Annotated in this window: 17 protein-coding genes and 1 pseudogene; 7 read left to right on the forward strand and 11 right to left on the reverse strand. The window is 44.7% G+C overall.

Annotation, left to right across the window (positions count from 1 at the left end):
- Position 1: 1 nt before the first annotated feature.
- From LEP1GSC047_RS16560 to LEP1GSC047_RS16585, 6 genes and pseudogenes are all read right to left on the reverse strand, one after another.
- Positions 2-925 carry a hypothetical protein gene (locus LEP1GSC047_RS16560; protein WP_010417214.1) on the reverse strand — a complete coding sequence of 308 codons (924 nt, stop codon included), beginning with the start codon at positions 923-925 and terminating at the stop codon, positions 2-4.
- A gap of 225 nt (positions 926-1,150) precedes the next feature.
- The gene (locus tag LEP1GSC047_RS16565; protein WP_010417213.1) at positions 1,151-1,363 is read right to left on the reverse strand and encodes a hypothetical protein; all 213 of its coding nucleotides are present in this window, start codon (positions 1,361-1,363) and stop codon (positions 1,151-1,153) included.
- Positions 1,364-1,822: 459 nt separating this feature from the next.
- Positions 1,823-3,324 (reverse strand): annotated as a pseudogene (locus LEP1GSC047_RS22575) (transposase).
- 443 nt (positions 3,325-3,767) lie between these two features.
- Positions 3,768-4,469, reverse strand: coding sequence for an MgtC/SapB family protein (locus tag LEP1GSC047_RS16575; RefSeq protein WP_010417209.1), 702 nt, complete (start codon positions 4,467-4,469; stop codon positions 3,768-3,770).
- A gap of 79 nt (positions 4,470-4,548) precedes the next feature.
- Positions 4,549-5,337 carry an inositol monophosphatase family protein gene (locus tag LEP1GSC047_RS16580; protein ID WP_010417208.1) on the reverse strand — a complete coding sequence of 263 codons (789 nt, stop codon included), beginning with the start codon at positions 5,335-5,337 and terminating at the stop codon, positions 4,549-4,551.
- A gap of 5 nt (positions 5,338-5,342) precedes the next feature.
- Positions 5,343-6,710 (reverse strand): HEAT repeat domain-containing protein, encoded by a 1,368-nt coding sequence (locus LEP1GSC047_RS16585; protein ID WP_010417207.1) that lies wholly within the window; start codon positions 6,708-6,710, stop codon positions 5,343-5,345.
- 304 nt (positions 6,711-7,014) lie between these two features.
- Here LEP1GSC047_RS16585 and hflX point away from each other — a divergent pair, with 304 nt between their 5' ends.
- Entirely contained in the window at positions 7,015-8,700 is a 1,686-nt protein-coding gene (gene hflX, locus LEP1GSC047_RS16590; RefSeq protein WP_010417206.1) for a GTPase HflX, read from the forward strand.
- A 357-nt stretch (positions 8,701-9,057) separates the two neighbouring features.
- Here hflX and LEP1GSC047_RS16600 read toward each other — a convergent pair whose 3' ends face one another.
- From LEP1GSC047_RS16600 to LEP1GSC047_RS16610, 3 genes are read right to left on the reverse strand one after another with little or no spacing between them, the layout of a single operon-like run.
- Positions 9,058-9,429, reverse strand: coding sequence for an STAS domain-containing protein (locus tag LEP1GSC047_RS16600; protein WP_020989217.1), 372 nt, complete (start codon positions 9,427-9,429; stop codon positions 9,058-9,060).
- A 16-nt stretch (positions 9,430-9,445) separates the two neighbouring features.
- Positions 9,446-9,775 carry a hypothetical protein gene (locus LEP1GSC047_RS16605; RefSeq protein ID WP_010417203.1) on the reverse strand — a complete coding sequence of 110 codons (330 nt, stop codon included), beginning with the start codon at positions 9,773-9,775 and terminating at the stop codon, positions 9,446-9,448.
- A gap of 3 nt (positions 9,776-9,778) precedes the next feature.
- Entirely contained in the window at positions 9,779-11,068 is a 1,290-nt protein-coding gene (locus LEP1GSC047_RS16610; protein WP_020989123.1) for a homoserine dehydrogenase, read from the reverse strand.
- A gap of 224 nt (positions 11,069-11,292) precedes the next feature.
- Between LEP1GSC047_RS16610 and LEP1GSC047_RS16615 the strand changes: the two genes are divergently transcribed.
- The 5 genes from LEP1GSC047_RS16615 to LEP1GSC047_RS16635 all read left to right on the forward strand — a co-directional run bounded on the left by LEP1GSC047_RS16615 (position 11,293) and on the right by LEP1GSC047_RS16635 (position 16,869).
- A complete protein-coding gene (locus tag LEP1GSC047_RS16615) occupies positions 11,293-11,877 on the forward strand; it encodes an LIC_10572 family protein (protein WP_020989207.1) in 585 nt (194 codons plus the stop codon).
- 101 nt (positions 11,878-11,978) lie between these two features.
- The gene (locus LEP1GSC047_RS16620) at positions 11,979-14,114 is read left to right on the forward strand and encodes a tetratricopeptide repeat protein (protein ID WP_020989023.1); all 2,136 of its coding nucleotides are present in this window, start codon (positions 11,979-11,981) and stop codon (positions 14,112-14,114) included.
- 25 nt (positions 14,115-14,139) lie between these two features.
- The gene (locus tag LEP1GSC047_RS16625; RefSeq protein ID WP_039935685.1) at positions 14,140-15,399 is read left to right on the forward strand and encodes an amidohydrolase family protein; all 1,260 of its coding nucleotides are present in this window, start codon (positions 14,140-14,142) and stop codon (positions 15,397-15,399) included.
- A 235-nt stretch (positions 15,400-15,634) separates the two neighbouring features.
- A complete protein-coding gene (locus LEP1GSC047_RS16630; RefSeq protein WP_020989041.1) occupies positions 15,635-15,865 on the forward strand; it encodes a short chain dehydrogenase family protein in 231 nt (76 codons plus the stop codon).
- Positions 15,865-16,869, forward strand: a complete 1,005-nt coding sequence (locus LEP1GSC047_RS16635) for an LLM class flavin-dependent oxidoreductase (RefSeq protein ID WP_010417194.1) — start codon at positions 15,865-15,867, stop codon at positions 16,867-16,869. Before LEP1GSC047_RS16630 ends, LEP1GSC047_RS16635 begins: the two co-directional genes overlap by 1 nt.
- A gap of 112 nt (positions 16,870-16,981) precedes the next feature.
- On the opposite strand, the gene LEP1GSC047_RS16640 is transcribed toward LEP1GSC047_RS16635, so the two are convergent.
- Together LEP1GSC047_RS16640 and LEP1GSC047_RS16645 are read right to left on the reverse strand one after the other, a co-directional pair.
- On the reverse strand, positions 16,982-18,163 hold the full coding sequence (locus LEP1GSC047_RS16640; protein WP_010417193.1) for an acetyl-CoA C-acetyltransferase: 1,182 nt from the start codon (positions 18,161-18,163) through the stop codon (positions 16,982-16,984).
- Between the two features lie 41 nt (positions 18,164-18,204).
- Positions 18,205-18,972: an acetoacetate decarboxylase family protein gene (locus LEP1GSC047_RS16645; protein WP_010417190.1), complete on the reverse strand. Its 768-nt coding sequence runs from the start codon at positions 18,970-18,972 to the stop codon at positions 18,205-18,207.
- Positions 18,973-19,129: 157 nt separating this feature from the next.
- Between LEP1GSC047_RS16645 and LEP1GSC047_RS16650 the strand changes: the two genes are divergently transcribed.
- A complete protein-coding gene (locus tag LEP1GSC047_RS16650; protein ID WP_010417187.1) occupies positions 19,130-19,747 on the forward strand; it encodes a TetR/AcrR family transcriptional regulator in 618 nt (205 codons plus the stop codon).
- The last annotated feature ends 84 nt before the right edge of the window (positions 19,748-19,831 follow it).

Raw genomic sequence — 19,831 nt, forward strand, 5'->3', positions numbered from 1 at the left:
TTTAAATACCTTTCTTTAAATCCTTCATCAAATCCTTGGTCTGAATAATGGAATATAATTTACGTTCTAGAGTATCTATTTCGTAATAATACTTTATATTCGGATCCCCTTCGAATGTGTGCGCGTATTTTCGTATGCCCTGTATCGCTTTCTTTGCGTTCCCTTCCAAAATTCCTTTCGTAATGGAATAATAGAGTTCGATAGCGATCGAATCCATTAAGTTTTGTTTAAATCCTTTTTCTCGTTTATCGAGAGCCGCCAGAAGATTTTCCACTTCGGGCTGACTATATACTTCCGAGTCGCTATAATTGATTATATATCTGGATAATAATCTTTTACAGCGCACCAGATTATTCGCTTTCGTAGCCGCAAGTATCTGCTGGTATAAAGTATGGATTTCCGCTTCAAGATATACCTTTTGTCGTGTGCCGTCCAATTTAACCGGTTCGAACGCGGACTTCAACTCCTCCTGAGAGAAATTGCGAATCGAATCCTCGAACAATTTTTCATTATTGTTTCTAGTAAGCTGCGCGAATTCGTTCAAAGGTTTTTCTAGCAAACCTATAAATTCCAGAGCCTCGCCTGAAATTGCGATTTTAGGATCATCCTGTATTTTCTCTAAAAAGAAAATACAAGAGTCCCCCAATGCGGAAAGATTTTCGGCTAAGGCCTGGGAAACCAGTCTCTTGCATTGGTGAGGAATCGTATGGAGATAGGCAGGATCACGCGAATCTTCCTGAATTTTATCGATCATCCTACTGGAAGCTAGAGCCGAGACCGATTTCTCTCTTTCCCATCCGGCATAGACCAGAGGCTCGAATAAATATTTTTTAAAATTCTTTTTGCCGGATAACGCGAGTAAACGAATTGCTTTTACGAGTTCTTGCGCAAGATCCGGTGGGATTGAAATTCTTTTTTCTGACATCTGGAAATGGATCTTTTAGGATCGATTCGACTCCGAATTCTAGAAGATTTCGGAACCTTGTTCCTTGAAAATCTTCCATATGGAATGGCAAAATTTCCTAAAAATGGAGAAAACGTATAGCAAATTCCTAGATCGATCTTGAACCGAAAAATAAGGATTTCGGGACATATTCGGGAAGAAAAAAGGGTTCGAACACGTTCGAACCCGGCAGGAACCGATCGAAATTTACAAACGTTTGCAACGTTCTCCATCGGGAAGATGGGGATGATAGATATGCTTGACGGGTCTTTCCATGCAGGCTATACATTCGCGCATTTTATGCTCTTCCTTTAACGTTGAACATTGTGCGGCAGTTTCTCTCGGTTGAGCGAAAATCGACGCGATGCCTATCAGGCAAGACGAAATTCCGACGGCTAATAATGTTAATTTAATTTTCACAGCCTTCTCCTGTTGTATTAAACGGGAGAGTCATATCCAATCGGGAAAAGAATAGCAAGTAAAAAAGCATAACCTTACCCCTACAGAGGACAGAGGTCAGAGGTCAGAAGACAGACGCGCTCGCTTTGCTCACGCTAGACAGAAGCTGCTCGAGGTTGGAAATGCTGCAGAGGACGGAAGAAAGATCTATTGTAACACAAGAATCTTTCTTTAGATGGCGGAAATTGGACTCATCAATGTTTTATCCTCTTAGCGAGTTCCAACAGAATTCCGGGTCTATCCGGCCGAAGCGACGATCTTCCTCCGGATCTCCTGTACAGAATGATCTGTAAAATTCCCCGCCCTTTTGGGCGGGGAGTCTGTTGAAAAAGTTAGCGAGGTTAGTCGGTATTTTTCTCGTAATTGGGATCATTATGTTTAATTGTTATAAAGGCTTTCAGTTAACTTTTGGCGGATCGTTTAAACATACCGAAATCCGCAAAGTTTTGCTATATTATGAGCGGAGCATCTCTCGGACCATTCCAAAGATACTTTTTCTATTCCCTTCGTCATAAATCTATATCCGCGACGAGATCCTTTTATTGCACCAAAGACACCTTCGATCGAGGGGAATCTCTTAGAGTAAATTTTCCGCGATTGCGGATGTCTTAACTTTTTACGCATTTCCATCGTGTAGAAATTGTCCATCTCGTTTGGTTGGTAATTCTTACTTGGACTCAAATGAACATAGTTGTTTTTAAATTATTAGAATTCACCAAAATGGCTTTAGAGCGATCTTTTGTGCAGAAGTGCTTTAACTTACAACCATTGCAATTCGTTGATCTGTAATCTAAATAACGATTGTCTCCACGAAGAAATCTTTCAGCTTTAAATTTAAGTTCTCTACCTGATGGACAGGTGAATCGGTTGGATTTTCTTTCGTAAGCGAACTTTATAAACTGAGGTCTTCGTTTAGCAGAATCGGGAACCTTCGGTATCCGTCCAGCTTGGAATGGCCTTGTGACTTTTTGATCGGGGCAATAAATATCGAAATCCTTTAAACTCCGAAAGTTGGCTTCACTCGCGTAACCCGCATCCAAGATATATTGAATTTTTCTGAAATCATTGTCTCTTGATTTCAGGGAAAGGTGACAATATTCGACTTTTCGAATCATCTTTTCCGTAAACTTCGTATCTGCTTGCCCCGTTTCCACAGATTGGGAAACAATCATGTTAGATTTGCTATCGACCGCCGCCTGAGCATTGTAACCTACGATAAAGGCGTTTCCCTTTTTCTGTAGATCGCAATTTCTCTCATAGAGATGGATCCTGCGGCGGTCTTTGTGCTTTTTTAAGAATTCTACAGCCTCTTTTAACTTGCCTGCTTTTCGTTCCAAATCTTTCGTTTTTTTCGAAAGTTTAGTCTGTTCTAAATCTGCCGACCGTTCCCACTCCCTTAGTTTTATCTTACTGACTTTTTCTATTTGCTTCAACCGAGTCTCGAATTTCTCTAAATCCCCCATATCATCGGAATTCGCATTGGCCTTTATCTTTGTTCCATCGATTGAAACCGTTTCAAAATCTATATAACCGCTTTCATAACCGAGAAATACCGTTTGAGAGAATAAGTCCTCAATTTCATTTTTGTGGGTCTTTCTAAACTTTGAAATAAACGTATGATCTAACTCTTCTCCATCCAATAGATAAATCAATTCGGCTCTCAGTTTTGAAAGTCTACAAAGTTCTCTCATCGAGAGGTTGCCTATTAGTATCGAATAAAAAAGGGCCGAAATTACTTTCTTGGGCGAGATCGCGGGTCGCCCTGTTTCATCATTCTGGTAATTCTTCTCGAAATCCTCAAAATCTAAGCGATCGATGACTTTCTTAAAGCTATGAATAGGATGTCCTTCTCCAAATAACTCCTGAAAGTTTAAAACATACATCCGCAGCTGTTTAGGGTCCGTATTCTTGAACTTTGCCATTCGGCAAATCTAGTACATTCGTAAAATTTGCACCTCTTTTTCAACAGACTCTGGGGGCCGGAGCGAAGCGGTGGAATTGCCTTATTTCACAAAAAACGCGAGAACACAAGCATTTTTCATTTTGAAATTCGTGGTGGAGCTCCCGCGCAGAGGTCAGAGGAAAGATCTAATATAACGCAAGAATCTTCCCCTAGAACATGGAAACTCCGCTCATCAATGTTCTGTCCTCAGTCCTCTGTCTTCCGTCCTCTGAAAGTTGGAAAGGTAATAGAGGTGGAGGAAAGATCTACTATAACACACAAATCTTCCCCTAGAACAATGGAAACCCGGCTCACCAATGTTCTGTCCTCCGTCCTCTGAAAGACAGCAGAGGTAGAGGAAAAATTTCAATTTCGCAAAAACTTAGCTGTTATACGTATTACTTCGATAAAATAAACGAAAATTCAAGCGGATTCTATGCTGATCTTGGTGACGTCCGCGAGTCCTTTTACGTCGTCTACGATATTCAAAACGTCAAAACCGCGCGGCACGGCGATGGTAAGTTTGATCTGTGCGCTCTTAGAAAGGAAATCCTGCATAAAGGATTCCGAAACCAATTTAAGATTATTTTTCGCCAGCAGATCGCGAAACCCTTTTCGATGAAACTTCTTTTGTTTTAAGTCCAAAATCAAAACTTTATATTCGTATTTACCGAAGTACTTCGATTCGACCAAATCGAATACTACGAGTATCATCAGTGTGACTCCGGTCGTCAAGAGGGAGGCAAAATATAAACCCGCCCCCACTAAAAGCCCGATCGAAGAAACGACCCAGATAGAGGCTGCAGTATTCAATCCCTTGATATTCATCCCGGATTTGATGATCGCACCCGCGCAAAGAAAACCGACTCCCGAAACGACCTGTGCGGCGATACGAGTCGGATCCGCCATTCCTCCGGTATAGTATGTCGGGACGAAAATCGACAAGAGCATCAAGATCGTCGATCCTAGTCCGATCAAAATGTGAGTCCTAAACCCTGCCCCATGATTTTTTTGTTCCCGGTTCCAGCCGATAAGACCGGCAAAAAGAATAATCAAGAAAATTCTCACCGTGACGGTAAACGCGTCGATCTGCTTCGAATCGAGTAAGTTGAAAAAATCCTGCATCACATCTCCTTGCCCTTTAATTTTTACAGAATTCTAGTCGGGTTAAAAGCTTTTAATGAAATTCAAAAAAGAAAAATTCTCAACTTCCTCCCGGTTTTAATCGAAAGACCGAAGACGCTAAACTACTGTCCTTACATATAACCCCGGACATTCGAATCTTATCCCATTCTAAAGGCTTACCTTCCTTATTCAATAGGATACCGCCGGCCTCCTCGATTGCGACCGCCCCGGCCGCGAAGTCCCAGACTTTTGCTCCGTTAAAGTTTAAAAATAGATCGGTCTTTCCGAGCAGGAGTTCTCGAAACCCGGCGCCCGTTGCAGCAAGAGATCTGGACGCCAAGGAATTCTTTACCACATTGGCAATCCATGAGAAATCCTCATTAGTAAGAGTATTATTGATTTCTAAAGAAACCACGCTGTGAGATAAATCCGATTTCTCGCGAAAAACGATCTTGTGGTCGTCCACCGTCGTACCTTTTCCCCGTTCGGAAAGCACGATCGATGCCATTGCGGGAAAATAAATGCATCCCGCGACCGGTTTTCCGTCTTCAACGTAAGCCATAATCACGCTAAACTCCGACATCCCCCTGGAAAACAGTGCCGTTCCGTCAAGTTCGTCGCATACTATATAGGAAGTCGGTAAGGGTTCCGAATTTTCCTGTTCTTCTAAAACAATCGGAATTCCGGAAAACTCTCGATGCAACGATTCGAACAAAACTTCATGGGAAGCGATGTCGGCATCCGTCAGTACCTGCATCGGATCCTTTAAGCTATATTCCGATTTTCCATCGAAATAGTTTAGAATCTTTTCTCCCGCTTCCCTGCTAATCGATTCGAAGAGGGGAAGTAGATCGGAGCGAATCGGCATTTAGATCATGGACCGTCCGTTGCGGGAGTTCCACCTTCTTCTCCGGGAGGTGTCGGCTGCGTTTGCGGATTCGGTGCAGGATCTTCTTCGTCCAGTATCGAAGGGCGTTTCTTTTTCTTGGAGGATTTCGGAAGGGACACGGTTCGGATTTTAATATAGGATCCGAATACCCAGCCGGTGGCAGTCTCGGTAAATGCGTCTTTAAATTTAGTATTTACTAATACTTTATAATAGAAATTTTCGATTCGTTGTCCGTTGATATCCAGGATATAGCGCTTCGGACTTTTTTGCAGGACTTTTCCCACTTCTCCACCGTCTAAATCTCTAAGCGTTGGAGAACCGACAAACGGTTCTTTGAGTAAAGGCACTTTCTCCGAAGTAACGGTCATGAACTTGCCGGACACTTTTAACTTATACAATCGGACACCGATTTCCTTAGCGATTACGTCGGAATCCGGAAAATTATTCAAAATTCGTAATAGAGCAAAAACGGCGAAGGAATTTTTTTGAGCAGTCAGAGTATCCAGAATTTGCGCTCTAAGATTCCCCTTGTCTCGAAACGCGTCCTCCAGGATATTCATCGATGTTCGAGTCTTGTGACGACCCAGCGCTTCGACCGCAGCTTTCTGCAATTCCTCATCGGGGGAGTTAAGATAATCGATAAAAATTCGGATATCTTCCGGCGCCTGATAATATCCCAAACCGAGAATGGAAGCTTTGACTATATCCTTATCGTCGGACGTGATTCCTTTGCGAAGCAGCACTTCCCGAGCGCTGGGATCGGCCGTTTTTCCCATTCCTCGAAAACTAGAAACTCGAATTTCCTTATCACTGGATTTTGCACCCGCGTAAAAATATTCCAATGAAGCACGAGCGCCTATATCGGCTAAGCCGAAATAGGCGGCCTGCCTAACGGTCTCTCCGTCATGATCGATCATCTTGTGCAGGGTCTTGACGCCGGCCTTGGAACCCAATCGACCCAATGCAAATGCCGCCGCGGCTCTTACTCTCGGAATCGGGTTGGTCAATCCGTGCCGACTCAGTTTTTTAATATTATGATTTGCCTCGGCTTGAAAAACGGACAGAAGTCCGCGCTTAAACTGATCGTTATACTTTTTGATTTCCTTCCCGTCTTGCGGAAATTCAGAATTTGCAGGATCTGAGGAATCGTCGGGATTTTGAGCGGGACCCACGCCAGGCCCGTCTTCTTGCGGTCCGGGAGAGGAAGGATCCGAATTTGCAGGGGGTTGACTCGAGTTACTCTGAGCAAAGCCGGATTCGAGTCCGGGAATAACCGACGCTCCAAGGACCAGGAGAAGAACGAAAATACGGAAATTAGTGCTGGTCTGCATTTTAAATAAAAAAGAGGACATCGGTTCCAGGAAACAATCCCCTCCTCAAGCCTCTATTCTTTTTTTCGACCGATCACGAGTCGGCGATGACCTTTTTTTCCGCTTAATGCATAAGTACGCTCGGCATTCCTTATTTTTACAGAATAATTTCTTTCCTGAACCAAAAAACCGACCTGATTTTTGTCGGTCATCGGTAGTCCAATAATGTAGTATAGTTAGATTTGGAACTGCTTGACGAACGTTTTGAAAGCTGTTACTCTACTACAAAAGGAGTCTTTTTATTAGTAAGCTCAGCGGTAACCTTTCCGGACTTAAATCCAACCAAGTGCAACGTCTGAAGAAACTTTCAGAAAGAAGAATCCGGGAAAATGTAATCATCACCCCGGAAGTCGCAAGAACTCTCACCGAACTTTCCCACGAAATCGGCCGTCAGGTCGGGATATTAATCGATAGAACAGGCTATGTTACCCACGTAATCGTCGGCTCCGATAGCTCGATCGATATCCCGTGGCTGGATCGAATCCGCATGTCGGAAGCGAGATTGCGAGGTTTACGACTTGTGCATACACACCTCAAAGACGAGTCCTTAAACCAAGAAGATTTGACGGACTTGGCGTTACTTCGACTGGACTATATCACCGCAATTACCGTAGCCGAAAGCGGCCTTCCCAAAGCCTATTATTCCGCATACGTAAATCCCGAGGATGAAGAAGGCGAGCCTTGGACGATACTATCGCGTAAGAGTCCGGGCCAGCTAGAGGAAGGCATACTCGAAGAGATTCTAGATATAGAAACTCGAATGGCTCGGTATAGACGCAATTTCAAAGGGGCTCAAAAAGAAAACCGGGCGTTCTTAGTGGGAGTTTATCCGGAACACCAAAGAGGTAGAACTCCTAGTCAGTCGATAGAGGAACTAAAAGAACTCTGTAGAACCGCCGGCGTTCACGTAGTCGATTCCTTCATTCAAAAAAAGAACCGACTCGATCCTGCAACCGTTTTAGGAAAAGGAAAGTTGGAGGAAATCGTTCTCAAAGCGATCCAAAAACAAGTCGAGCTACTCGTGTTCGATTTGGAATTAACTCCTTCCCAGGCTAAGAAAATTTCCGATTACGCGGACTTAAAAGTAATCGATAGAACACAACTCATCCTGGATATTTTTGCGCGGAATGCCAAAAGCCGCGACGGTAAACTCCAGGTGGAATTGGCCCAATTAAAGTATCTCAAAGGGCGACTAACGGAGCTTGACGACAATATGTCCAGGCTGACCGGAGGAATCGGAGGAAGGGGCCCGGGGGAAACGAAACTGGAAATCGGCAAACGTAGAGTGGAAGAAAGAATTTCCCGGCTGGAACAGGAATTAAAATCCCTAAAGAAAAGAAGGGAGATCGCGAGGCGCAGACGTAAAAAGAATGAGATCCCGGTTTGTGGAATCGTCGGATATACCAACGCAGGCAAATCCACTCTTTTGAATATGCTCACGAACTCGGAAGTATTGTCCGAAGATAAACTTTTTGCGACCTTGGATCCGACTTCAAGACGACTTAGATTTCCGGAGGAAAGGGAGATCATTATTTCGGACACCGTAGGATTTATTCATGATCTTCCGCCGGAACTGTCCAATGCGTTCAAGGCAACTCTGGAAGAATTAGGAGATTCGGATTTACTATTACACGTTGTGGATATATCCAATCCCGAGCATCATCTGCATATGGAAGCGGTGGAATCCATCCTGGAAGATTTGGGGTTGGCAGAAATCCCCAGAATCCTAGTTTATAATAAGATCGATAGTTTACCGGAAGAAGCCAGGGCCGAACTGATACGAGAAGCCGACATCGATACCGTCTACGCTTCGGCGTTCAAGAAAATCGGATTGGATCTTCTCTTGCGTAGAATCGAAGAACGCATCTATTCCGAAGCAGCGGCTAAATTGCGGGAACAAAGACTACTTCAGGGATTCAACGAGCAGTTTGAGGAAGAAGAACGAGAAGACGAGCCTATCCCGATTCCTTAAAAAGAGACTGGCACCTATTTAATTTGCTTCCGATTTCCTCCCAGATTCAGTTTTTGCTTTTTAATCGGCCTGCTTTATAAAATTAGGACGAACGAAATTTTCGCGCCGAAAATGATGTATGTTCCCGTGGCGTAACCTTGCACGGATTCGCTGGAGAATCTTGTGATTTGTAAGATTCTATTCTCGTTTCCGGAATCGACGGGAAATTTAACTCTTCCGTTAAATTTATTCCGTACGGCAAAATTCGCCGGAGCGGAGCGACGGCGATAACTAACATATTCTATTTTCTGAAACTGTTAAACGAAAGAAACTCGGAGAAACGGACGGTCAATCCGTATAGCGATGCAACCGCGCGGATTATGCAAAGGCCGTTTTAGCTTCTTCCAACGTATGGTAGATCGCTACTTTTTTAGGTAATTCCATTAAACGAATTACATTTTCTAAAAAGTGATTCAGTCCGCCGATAACTATTTTACCGTTATGCTGATCCACCGTTTTGATTAACGTAAGAAGAGTAGCAACGCCCACGCTGTTGATATATTCCAGAGCGGAGAGATCCAAGATAATCTCGAAAATTCCTTCGTCGAAAACGAAGTTGATCTTACGCGAAATTTCAAAAGCGTTCGAATTTGTCACCTTTCCGTTCATCGTCACGACGAGAACTTCTCTCTCCTTTACGGGAGTACGTTTTGTTTCTATAAACAGCCCTTCGAATTCCGTTCTTGCCATTTCTTCCTGATCCGTGCTATAACAGCAGTTTGCCATCTTTAAGGGAGGCTTGGATTTCCTTGCTTCCCTTGATGTTTTTCAGCTTTGATTCCACCTGGGCAGTCCCTTGAGTTAGAATTCGTATCCACCCCTTTCCGTCGACTTCTCCCTCAAAATCGAGGTAAATTCTTCGGTGGTCTTCCTTCCTACGAAAAGTGACCGTCCCCCCTTGGCGCAAGTTTTCCCAATAAGATACTTGTGCTCCGAACGTCATTAGACGAGAAATTCCGTCTAAATCCAAAAATAAATCTAAATGTTCCTCCCCGTAACCTCCGTGAAGAGAAATTGTGAACGGGAATTCGTCCATGAATTACAATTTGTCCTCCAATCGGATGGCAATCGAAGGCTCCAAAATCACATCCAGCGAATCGATTCTTCCGAGAGAGGCCAAAATCGAAGCCTCAATGCAAGGATGCGTGACAACCACAACTTCGACAGGCTCCTGATCGGATTCGTTTTGACGCACGGAAGATATCGAAACCCCGTTTGTTCCCAGAACTTTAGCAATTTCAGCCAAAACGCCCGGTTGATCAACTGAATTAAATCGTAAATAATATCTGGCTTCCGTCTGGTTTGCTTCGGAAATGCTGGCCCTATGAAACCGATTTCGCTCCAACGTGAGGTTTTTTTTACGACGAAACGCGTAATAAATTAAATCCGCAATCACCGCGGAAGCGGTAGGAAGAGCGCCCGCCCCTTTTCCCACTAAAAGGCCCGATCCAGCATACGCAGTTTTATAATATACTGCATTTGTTTCGTTCATCACGCTTGCAAAGGCATGTTGAACCGGGATCATTACCGGCTGAACGCGAGCTTCGATTTTACCGTCCAACTTACGAACCAAACCCAATAATTTAATTCTATAACCTAAATCGGAAGCGAATTGAATATCCAATCGCGTAATCTTTGTTATCCCCTCCGTCGTTATGCTCTGTAAAGGAATTTTCTCCCCGAACGCGAGAGAACCTAGGATACTGATTTTATGAGCAGTATCGATTCCCTCCACATCGAAAGAGGGATCCGCTTCCGCAAATCCTTTCTCTTGAGCCAAACGTAATGCCTCCGCGTAGTTCAAATTCTCCTTTTCCATCTTGGAAAGAATAAAATTAGTCGTGCCGTTTAAGATTCCGTATAATCCGAGAAATCGATCCCCGGCCAAACAAGTACGAATCGCTCTTACTACAGGTATTGCGCCACCAACCGCGGCCTCGTAACCGATTTCGGAATGATTTTCTTCCGCAATTTTAAATAATGAATCTCCTTTTTCGGAAAGCAAAGCCTTGTTTGCGGTAATGACTGTTTGCTTGGCCTGCAAGGATCGAACGACGATCTCTTCCGATGTGGTCGTCCCTCCGATTAATTCGAGAATAATATCGATTTCGGGATTTCCGGCGACCTTTAAGATATCGTCGGTGAGAATCGTATTCGGAAATTCCTTAAGAATCGGAAGGACCTTACCCGGCGTTCGCGTACATACCGAATGAAGTACGATTGATAATCCGAAATCCTTTTCGATTTTACGGGTTTCTTCCCGAAGAATCTTTAAAACACCCGAACCTACAGTTCCGGCACCGATCATGCCGATATGAATCGTTTCCATTCTTGGACAATCCTTTCGTTTATAAGGATTCGTTCGACCTTTTTCCGAAACGGTTTGTAGCCTTTCCGAATAGGAGAGAGGTTTTTTCTTTACGAAATGCGGTCCTCGTGGTAGAGATTCTTTTTTACGGCGGCTTTCGGAACCCGTCGGAAGCGGCGACTCCTCTTCGATAACCCATTCTCGAAGGAACGCCTGAAACTCGAAAGATAAAGGATACCTCCTCAATGGCGAATCGTCGCAAGCCTCCACGTAAATCCTCTCACCAAAAAAAACAGGATTCTCCCCATAAACCAGGCGGAAATAGGGGGCACCAAACCGGCAATCAAACGAAACGCAGACCGGATCCAGGAAAACCCAGTAATCGTCAGCAGCAAACAGTCGCAAATAAAATCAGCCAAACAATGAAAGAGTTACCCTCGGCAAAGGAAACTCGCTCCTCGTCTTTCTTAGTAAAGCTGACAGGATTTGTAGCCATTTCGCTTATTCTTTTCTTCGGGTATTTCATCTTAATGGAGTATCTGGATAAAACTCCGGTATACGGTAAACACGGTTGGGATGACGTCGCGGGACAACCGGCCACTTGGGAAGAAGCCGTGGAGTACTGCTCCGGAAGAAGAAAACGGCTCCCGGATAAAGAAGAATTAAGGATATTCTCCAAGCGAGCGGAAAAGAAACTGAAATCCCTCGGATACTTTTGGTCCACCACTCCGGAAGGAGACAAAGGGAATTTCCAAATCGTGAATCTAAATTCTGGCGAATCGAATTCAAGCCCGACCACCGCAAAATTCGCAGCAATTTGCGTGAAATAAGACTTTCCTTGGTTTAGGTGGAATCCTAACATCGGGACGACAAACTCCTCCGATCGGACCGGCAATCGTTCGGGGGATCGGAACCTATCCGGGAGAATGGAATGACGGTCCTTACCTTCGTTAGTGTATGCTATCTCACGGGATTTATCGTCTCGGGACTTTGCGCGTTTTTTTTACTCTCACCCAAAGAAAAATTGGAGTCCACGGTTCATTTAGGTTGGGTCTTTCTATACTTCGCCCTGATGCAGCTCGCCTTTTTGGTAGGGACTTCCTTCTTTTATCCCATTTCTTTTTTGCATCGCTGGGTTTCCATTCCGAGTTCGATTTTGGCCTGCACGCATCTTCTCTCATACTTCTATTTCTTAAATCCTCAAAGCTCTCATAAAGTCGGGAGAAGTTTATTGACCGGAGGTTTTCTCTTAGCTTTGGGTTCCTTAATCTTACACGTTTTGCGAACGGTTCCCTATGCTCCTAGTTACGATTTCTCCGGAAACGTTTTTGACGTAATTCGAGTCGGCGATGAAAGAATTTTAGCCTGGACCTTATCTTCCTATTTAGGAGCCGCACTGATTTTAGGCGGGGTTCGAGCCTTCCAGGCTCCGAGAGCCGACATAAAATTAATGGCCGTCTCTTTATGGGTTCCGTTTCTTCTCTTGTTCGGAACCACGTTGCTCTTTCATACGAAGGAGATAGCCGTACCCATAGATCGCGCGATGGCCTTATCTTTTTGGAATCCGCTTTTTCTTACCGCTTTATTCATCGCTTGGCTCGTTCACTTAAGAGCCTCCGGAGAAGCGTTCAGCGTTCGAAACCCTTTATTACTGGGAATCGTATTGCTACTCCTCTTCGTTTTTCAGGGAAGCAGCTGGCTATTTCTACAACCTGGGCTGGATTCGCTTAAAGAAACGGTAAGCGAACGACAAAAAGCGGAGGATCTTTCTCCTAAATCCTATACATTCACGGTTCAGGATACAAGCGACTTTAGCTCCGGAGTTACGGGAGGTCTGGACCCGTCTTTATTCGCACAAACGAAACGGGACTTGATCCTTTCTTTCATTTGGGAAAATCCGCCGCTGCTCGCCCTGGAATTTCCGGCTTATTCGGAAGTCGGAAAACATTGGATCGGAAATCCGGAATATTCGGAAAAATTAATCGGACTTTCGAAAGATTTGGAGAAGATCCGAAAAAAAATCAAAAACCTTCCCGAAAAAGAATTCAAAGAGGAAACACTCGCAATATTGAATCCTGAAGGGAGAAACGAATCTCTTGCTCTTTACTTAAAAGTCCTTTCGGGAATCGTAAAAAATTCCTCTGCGGAAGGCGAATCGTTAAGGGAACTGGTATTAGATCAATCACGAGAGCTTATTCCCGACGGAGAACCTAGATTCCGAAAAATTCCCGGAACGGAAGAAAAATATTATTATTCCTTAATTCAAAAATCTCCCGGAAAAACTCAGGCCAAAGAAACGGGAATTCCGTATAAGGATTACCTCGCGTTCGAAACAAAACTTTTGGCCAAACCTTTGCTCGCCTTTCTACTCTGTCTTTTTCTATTCGGAATCGGAATCCATGCGTTTCTGTCGTTTATCATATTCCATCCGTTGGAAAGATTATATTCAGGATTGGAACTAGCGACCGAAGGCGATCTAGAACGGGAACTTCGTGCGGAGGCCTGGGACGAAATCGGAAGCCTAGCTGACCAGTTCAATCGAATGATTCAATCGATTCGTTCCACACCCGTAAACGGCGTTGGAATCTCCGGCCATCACTCCGACGTCAAAATCGGCTCTTGGAAGGAAAGTTTGCAGAGAATTAAACTAGCCCGTTCTCCGAAAGAGTTGGGACAAATTCTTTCGGAGCTAGAGAGCTTACCTTCTTCGGATCAGAACCGTTCCAAACTTATTTTGAAAGCCGCGCTGAAAGCAAAGGATTACCAACGGGCTTACTTGGCTGCGGAGGAGATCCGCACCTTAGGAACGAACGATTCGGAAGTCGTTTTTTTAACTTCCTATTGTTTAAAAAAACTCGGAAATCGAAAGGAAGCTATCCGCTTGGCGGAGAAAGTACGTTCGGAGAATCCGAGACATTCTCAAAATCGGCTTCATCTTGCCGAACTATATTTCTTAGAAGGACGCTTAGCCGAAGCTCAGGATATCGCCGTGGAAATTCAAACGGACGAAGGAGTTTCTCCCACGCTTACAAAACTCATGAATGCGATAGAAAAAAAAGGGAGCTGAATCCAATCTGGGTTAAATGGAAGGAATCATTCGCAGAATATCGGGCAGATTTCAAACTTCAAGCGGTTCCTTTGAGGCCGTCCTGGAAATAGATCCGAATACTGGGCTTATTTCCGCGATTCATCGGGATTCTCTCCTTCGATCGCCGGAGCAAGGGGATTTATCCTTCGATCCCGATCAGTCCGTGATCTTTTCCGGATTCGGGGACATTCATGTTCACGCTCGAGAAGACGAAACAAAAAAGCATATTTACAAAGAGGATTTTCACTCTGCCGGATTGGCTGCGATCAACGGAGGCGTAATACATATCGCCGATATGCCCAATAATCCGAGCCCGCCGGTTAACGATGAAACCTATCTGCGAAAGCAAGAATTAGCGGATCGATCTCCGATTCGGATCACCCTCTATGCAGGGATCGGGCCGAAAACCAAACCCTTAACATTACATGTTCCTTATAAAGCTTTTATGGGTCCGTCCGTAGGGGAATTATTCTTTCATTCCAACGAACAGTTGGAAGATACGATAAGGCAATATGAAGGAAAAAACGTTAGTTTTCATTGCGAAGATCCCGAAGTTTTGGAAAAAAAACAAGGTGAATTCCTGCATGAGGATCGAAGACCACCGGAAGCCGAGACTTTGGCCACCGATTTCGCTCTTTACCTGATCGAAAAATATAAACTGAAAGGTAAGCTCTGTCATTATTCCACTGGGGAAGGATTGCAGAGAATAATCAATGCTAAGCGAAGAGGAATTTCGGTAACTTGCGAAGTAACTCCGACCCATCTCTATTTCGATCGAACCATGCTTACGGATGAGAATCGACATTGGTTTCAAATGAATCCCCCCTTACGCGGGCCCGAAGATAAAACCGCGCTTCTCCAAGGTATTCGAGACGGTTGGATCGATTATCTAGCCACGGACCATGCCCCCCATTCCGTAGAAGAAAAAAAAAGGGGAACATCAGGAATCTCTCAACTGGACACCTACGCTCTCTTCGTTACGTGGCTCCATCGTGAGGGACAAATATCGTTGGAAAAAATCGCCGCAATTTGCTCGGAAAATCCCGGAGAATTCGTGAACGAATTTCTTCCGAAAGAATACGGTAAAGGATTCGGAAAATTGGAACCGGGATACTGTGCGAGTTTTACCGTCCTGAATTTTCATAAACCTACAACCTTCCGGAAAGAGGATATCAAAAGCAAAAGCGGATGGTCTCCTTTCGAAAATGTCACGTTTCCCGGAAGTATTCTCGCAGTTATCCATCGAGGACTCAGAGTTAAATAAATCGGCTCGAACCTTTCCTTTCCGATCCTTGGCAATCGACAAAGAGTGTTCACCGGATTTGGAATCCGGCCAAAATCCGGAACACTATATCCCGATTCCGAATCTAAGAAAATACCACTCGATATTCCCCGGTCGGTTTACTCCGAAAAACCGTTTCGTAAACCGTCGCGAATCCGTAATCCAACATTTGAATCCTGTCTAAACATCAGAGCTTGCTTTGGAGCTAAATGAATCGATGGAAATGCACTTAAAGGAAAAAATCGCGTTGATCACCGGATCGACTGTAGGAATCGGATCGGCGATCACTATACAATTGTTAAACGAAGGTACGACCGTCTTCATAAACGGTAGGACGAAGAATTTTGTGGACAAAGTGCCGGTATCGATAAGGAAAGTTCTGCCGAATTCAAAAGTGGACGGCGCCGCATTACGAGGGGACTTCGGGGTCGTGAAGTCGACATTTTAATGCTGAAACTAAGCGTCTTAGATCAATCTCCGATACGAAAGGGTGGCACCGCAAAGCAAGCGATCCGGGAAACGATCGAGCTGATACGCTTCGTGGATCGTTTAGGATATCATCGTTTTTGGGTATCAGAACATCATAATATACTAGGGTTAGCCGGATCAAGCCCTGAAGTATTAATCGCACATTTAGCCGGCGAAACGAATAGAATTCGAGTCGGTTCGGGAGGAGTCATGCTTCCGAATCATAGTTCTCTTAAAGTCGCGGAAAATTTTAGAATGTTGGAGACCCTTTTTCCGGGAAGAATCGACTTGGGCGTAGGACGAGCGCCCGGGGGAGACCGATTAACCGCTGCAATTCTGAATCCGGGAAACAGTTTTATCCAAAACGATTTTGTACAACAACTTATAGATCTGAAACATTTCCTTACCGACACGATAGAGCCTGATTCCATACAGGCGAAAGTGAGGGCGATCCCGATTGCGGAAACCGTCCCCGAGTTATGGATCTTAACGTCCAGCGGAGAAAGCGGCCTTTTAGCGGCTCATTTTGGAATGGCATTGTCCTTTGCTCATTTCATCAATCCGAACGGAGGGCGGCAGGCGATGCATGCCTACCGAGAAAAATTTCAGCAATCGGAAGCTCTAAAGAATCCGAAAGGAAGCGTGGGGATTTTCGTGCTTTGTTCGGATACCGAAGAAAAAGCCAACGAACTTCGTGCGGTTATGGATCGACAACTACTGAATATCGAGAAAGGAATCAGCGAAGGGATCGTTTCTTACGATGAAATAAAATCCCAAAGATACGCGGACGCCGAGGAATATCGTATTGCCTATAACCGAGGGCGAATGGTAACCGGAACACCCGATCAAGTTAAAGTAAAGCTCTTGCAATTAGCTAAAGAATACCAAGTCGACGAAATCGTAGTCACTACGATTACCCATGATTTCGGCGACCGGCTGCGATCCTATCAACTCTTAGCGGAGGCATTCGAACTAGAAAAATGATTCTTAGGGCCGGAATGAAATTTTAGAAAAGGAATCAAACCGCCGATCCAATCGAGAATCCATCAATTTGGATCGGCTCTTTCTCTTTCCTGCTTATAACAGGTTTCCGGATTTAAACCTCCGGATTTTCTAACACTAGAGCGATTCCTTGACCGCCCCCGATGCATAAGGAAGCCACGCCGTATTTAGCTTTGCGACGTCTCAACTCGTAAGCGAGAGTAATCGTAACCCGCGCTCCACTAGCTCCCAACGGGTGACCAATAGCGACCGCACCCCCATTGACATTCGTAATATCCGGATTCAACCCCAGTTCTTTTTGAACGGCAAGGTACTGTGCCGCAAAGGCCTCGTTTACCTCGACTAAACTCATATCCGAAAGCTTTAATCCCGCTTTTTTGAGTGCGGCAGGAATTGCAATGGCCGGCCCGATACCCATTTTGGCCGGATCACAACCTGCATGTCCGTATCCGCGAATAATGGCCAACGGTTTCCTGCCGATTCGCTTAGCATAGGAAGCCGACGTAACGATCGTCGCGGCGGCGCCGTCATTTAAACCCGAGGCATTTCCGGCAGTAACGGTTCCACCGTCCCTGAATGCCGGCTTTAGACCGCCAAGTTTCTCGATCGAAGCAGCGCCTTTAATGAATTCATCCTTTTCCAAGGTAATCGGTTTTTTCCCGCCGACGGTAACGGATATGATCTCTTCCTTCAGTCGACCTTCCAAGGTCGCTTTCTCCGCCCTCGATTGGGAAATTCCCGCCCAGTCGTCTTGCTCTTTACGACTGATTTTGTACTGGTCCGCAAGATTTTCCGCCGTGGCTCCCATAATCAATCCTACATATTGATCCGTTAGTCCTTGTTCGAGACTGTCTTCGAACTCGGAGGAACCGTAACGGACGCCCCAACGCGCATTACGAACGACGTACGGCGCGTTGCTCATAGACTCGGAACCGCCTGCAAGAACCGCCTCCGCATCACCTAAGTAAATCTTCTTTGCCGCTTGAATAATCGCCTCCATTCCGGAACCGCAAAGGCGATTTAGAGTAAGGGCGGGAACGCTTAACGGTAAACCGGTTTTTAATCCGATATGCCTTGCCAGGTAGATGGCCTCTTTTCCGGTAGGTATAACGTTTCCGAAAATCGATTCGGCGATGTCTTCGGGATTTATTTTAGTTCTTTCTAAAAGAGTCTTCGATACATGAACGCCCAAGTCCACCGCACTAATATCTTTTAAGGTCCCCCCAAAATTACCGAAAGGAGTCCTGATCCCGTCTAAAATAACCGCTTCTTCCATTTACTTCGTTCCTCCAATAAATATTATATTTTTATGATTCTTCAACTTAGTTTATTCGCGACGGGAAATTCCAGATCGAACGGATCGATTCCCACCCCGGTCTTGAATCCGCCTCCGTTTAAAAAATTCGGGAAGAAGCTATCATCCACCCAAAAACTTTCCAATCGAGCGAGTTTCCCTTTCCCCTTTCCGATAAAGGCAGTTTCTAAATATTCACCCTCGCCCTTTTTTTGTAAGAAAGAAATATCCAACGGCGAGGTGTTCACCGGAAAATTAAAACCTAAAGTTTTAACCATCGCTCTTAAAAAAATTTTTCCATTCCGAGAAATTTCAATTTTCGTAATAGATCCTTCTTTTTGCCAAAGGAAATCCGCACGTTCTTTCGGAATCGCCCAATTGCGAATCCCTCCTTCCGACGCATCCTGACTCGATACGAAAATCCGCGTGATTCGCTTATAGTTTCGATTTTTATATTCGAAATTACCCGGAATATAAAGGATCTCGCAATAAGGTCCCACGTCCGACGACTCGTAATTCGCGAATATAAGCGAGCCAAGACCACCACGGTAGCTCTTGCGATCTTCTTCGTCGAAAAAGCCTCTGTCTACGTTATAGGACCGATTGGCCAATAGCGGAAAGATAAATCCTTTTCCGTTGAGATGCCAAGGTGCCGAAAACCGTTTTTTAGTCGGGGTACTCGCTACTGCCTTTTTGGCTTGGGAAGCCACAGTACCGCCTTTGGAACGCGCGGAAGAGGTTTCGGATGCCTTCTTTTTAGGTTTTGTTGGGCTTTTTTCCTTTATTTTCATCCGGTTATCCGTTTCTTTTTTATGAACCCATCCTCCGAAAAACCCCGAATTTGGAAAGGAAACTCTTGAATGTTCTGCCTATTTTCAGGATAACTGGAATAGAACAGAACATTATCGGAGGACAATCGTCCTCTAGACTCTGTCCGGAAGGCAGTCCATGACCCTAGTAGCTACTCGCCCGAAACGGCGTACCAGAAACAGCCTTAATAAGCAGACCATCGTGCAAGCTGCGATGGAAATTCTTACCGAAGATGGGATCGACGGATTATCCATGCGAAGAATCGCTGAGAAATTAGATTGCAGCGTTGCGAGTCCTTACTCACATTTTAAAAGCCAGCAGGATATCATCAAGATTTTAATCTCCCAGGGTGAAGCCCAGCTTACGGAAACTTTGAGAGAAGCGAAATTACAGGGTAAAAACGCGTATGAGAAATTAACTCGAATTGCGCGCACTTACTATGAATTTTCCGGAAATAACCAAGAGCTTCACAAAGTCATGTTCAATACCGTTCACGGTCACATGCATCGTAAAGCATTTCCGAAATTGCCCACGAGTTATCGGGTATTTCTCGAAACGATCCGAGAGGGTTGTCGTTCAGGCGAATTTATCATCACCGAAGAGGAATATCCTTCGCTGGCTCGAACAATGTATTCCTGGATGTACGGTATAATCGTTTTAGATATGACCGGTATGCTTAAGAAGCGCGGTATGGGTGACCCTCTGGATGAAGGATTTTTATTCTTCCGCAAAATTCTTTTAGGCGACGAGATATAATTCGTTCCGAAAAAATTTGACGATTTAAAGTTCTTTTGGATCTTATTTTTAGATCTCTAAATATCCGTTTCGAAAAATAACTGA

Source organism: Leptospira inadai serovar Lyme str. 10 (assembly GCF_000243675.2).
Lineage (GTDB): Bacteria > Spirochaetota > Leptospiria > Leptospirales > Leptospiraceae > Leptospira_B > Leptospira_B inadai.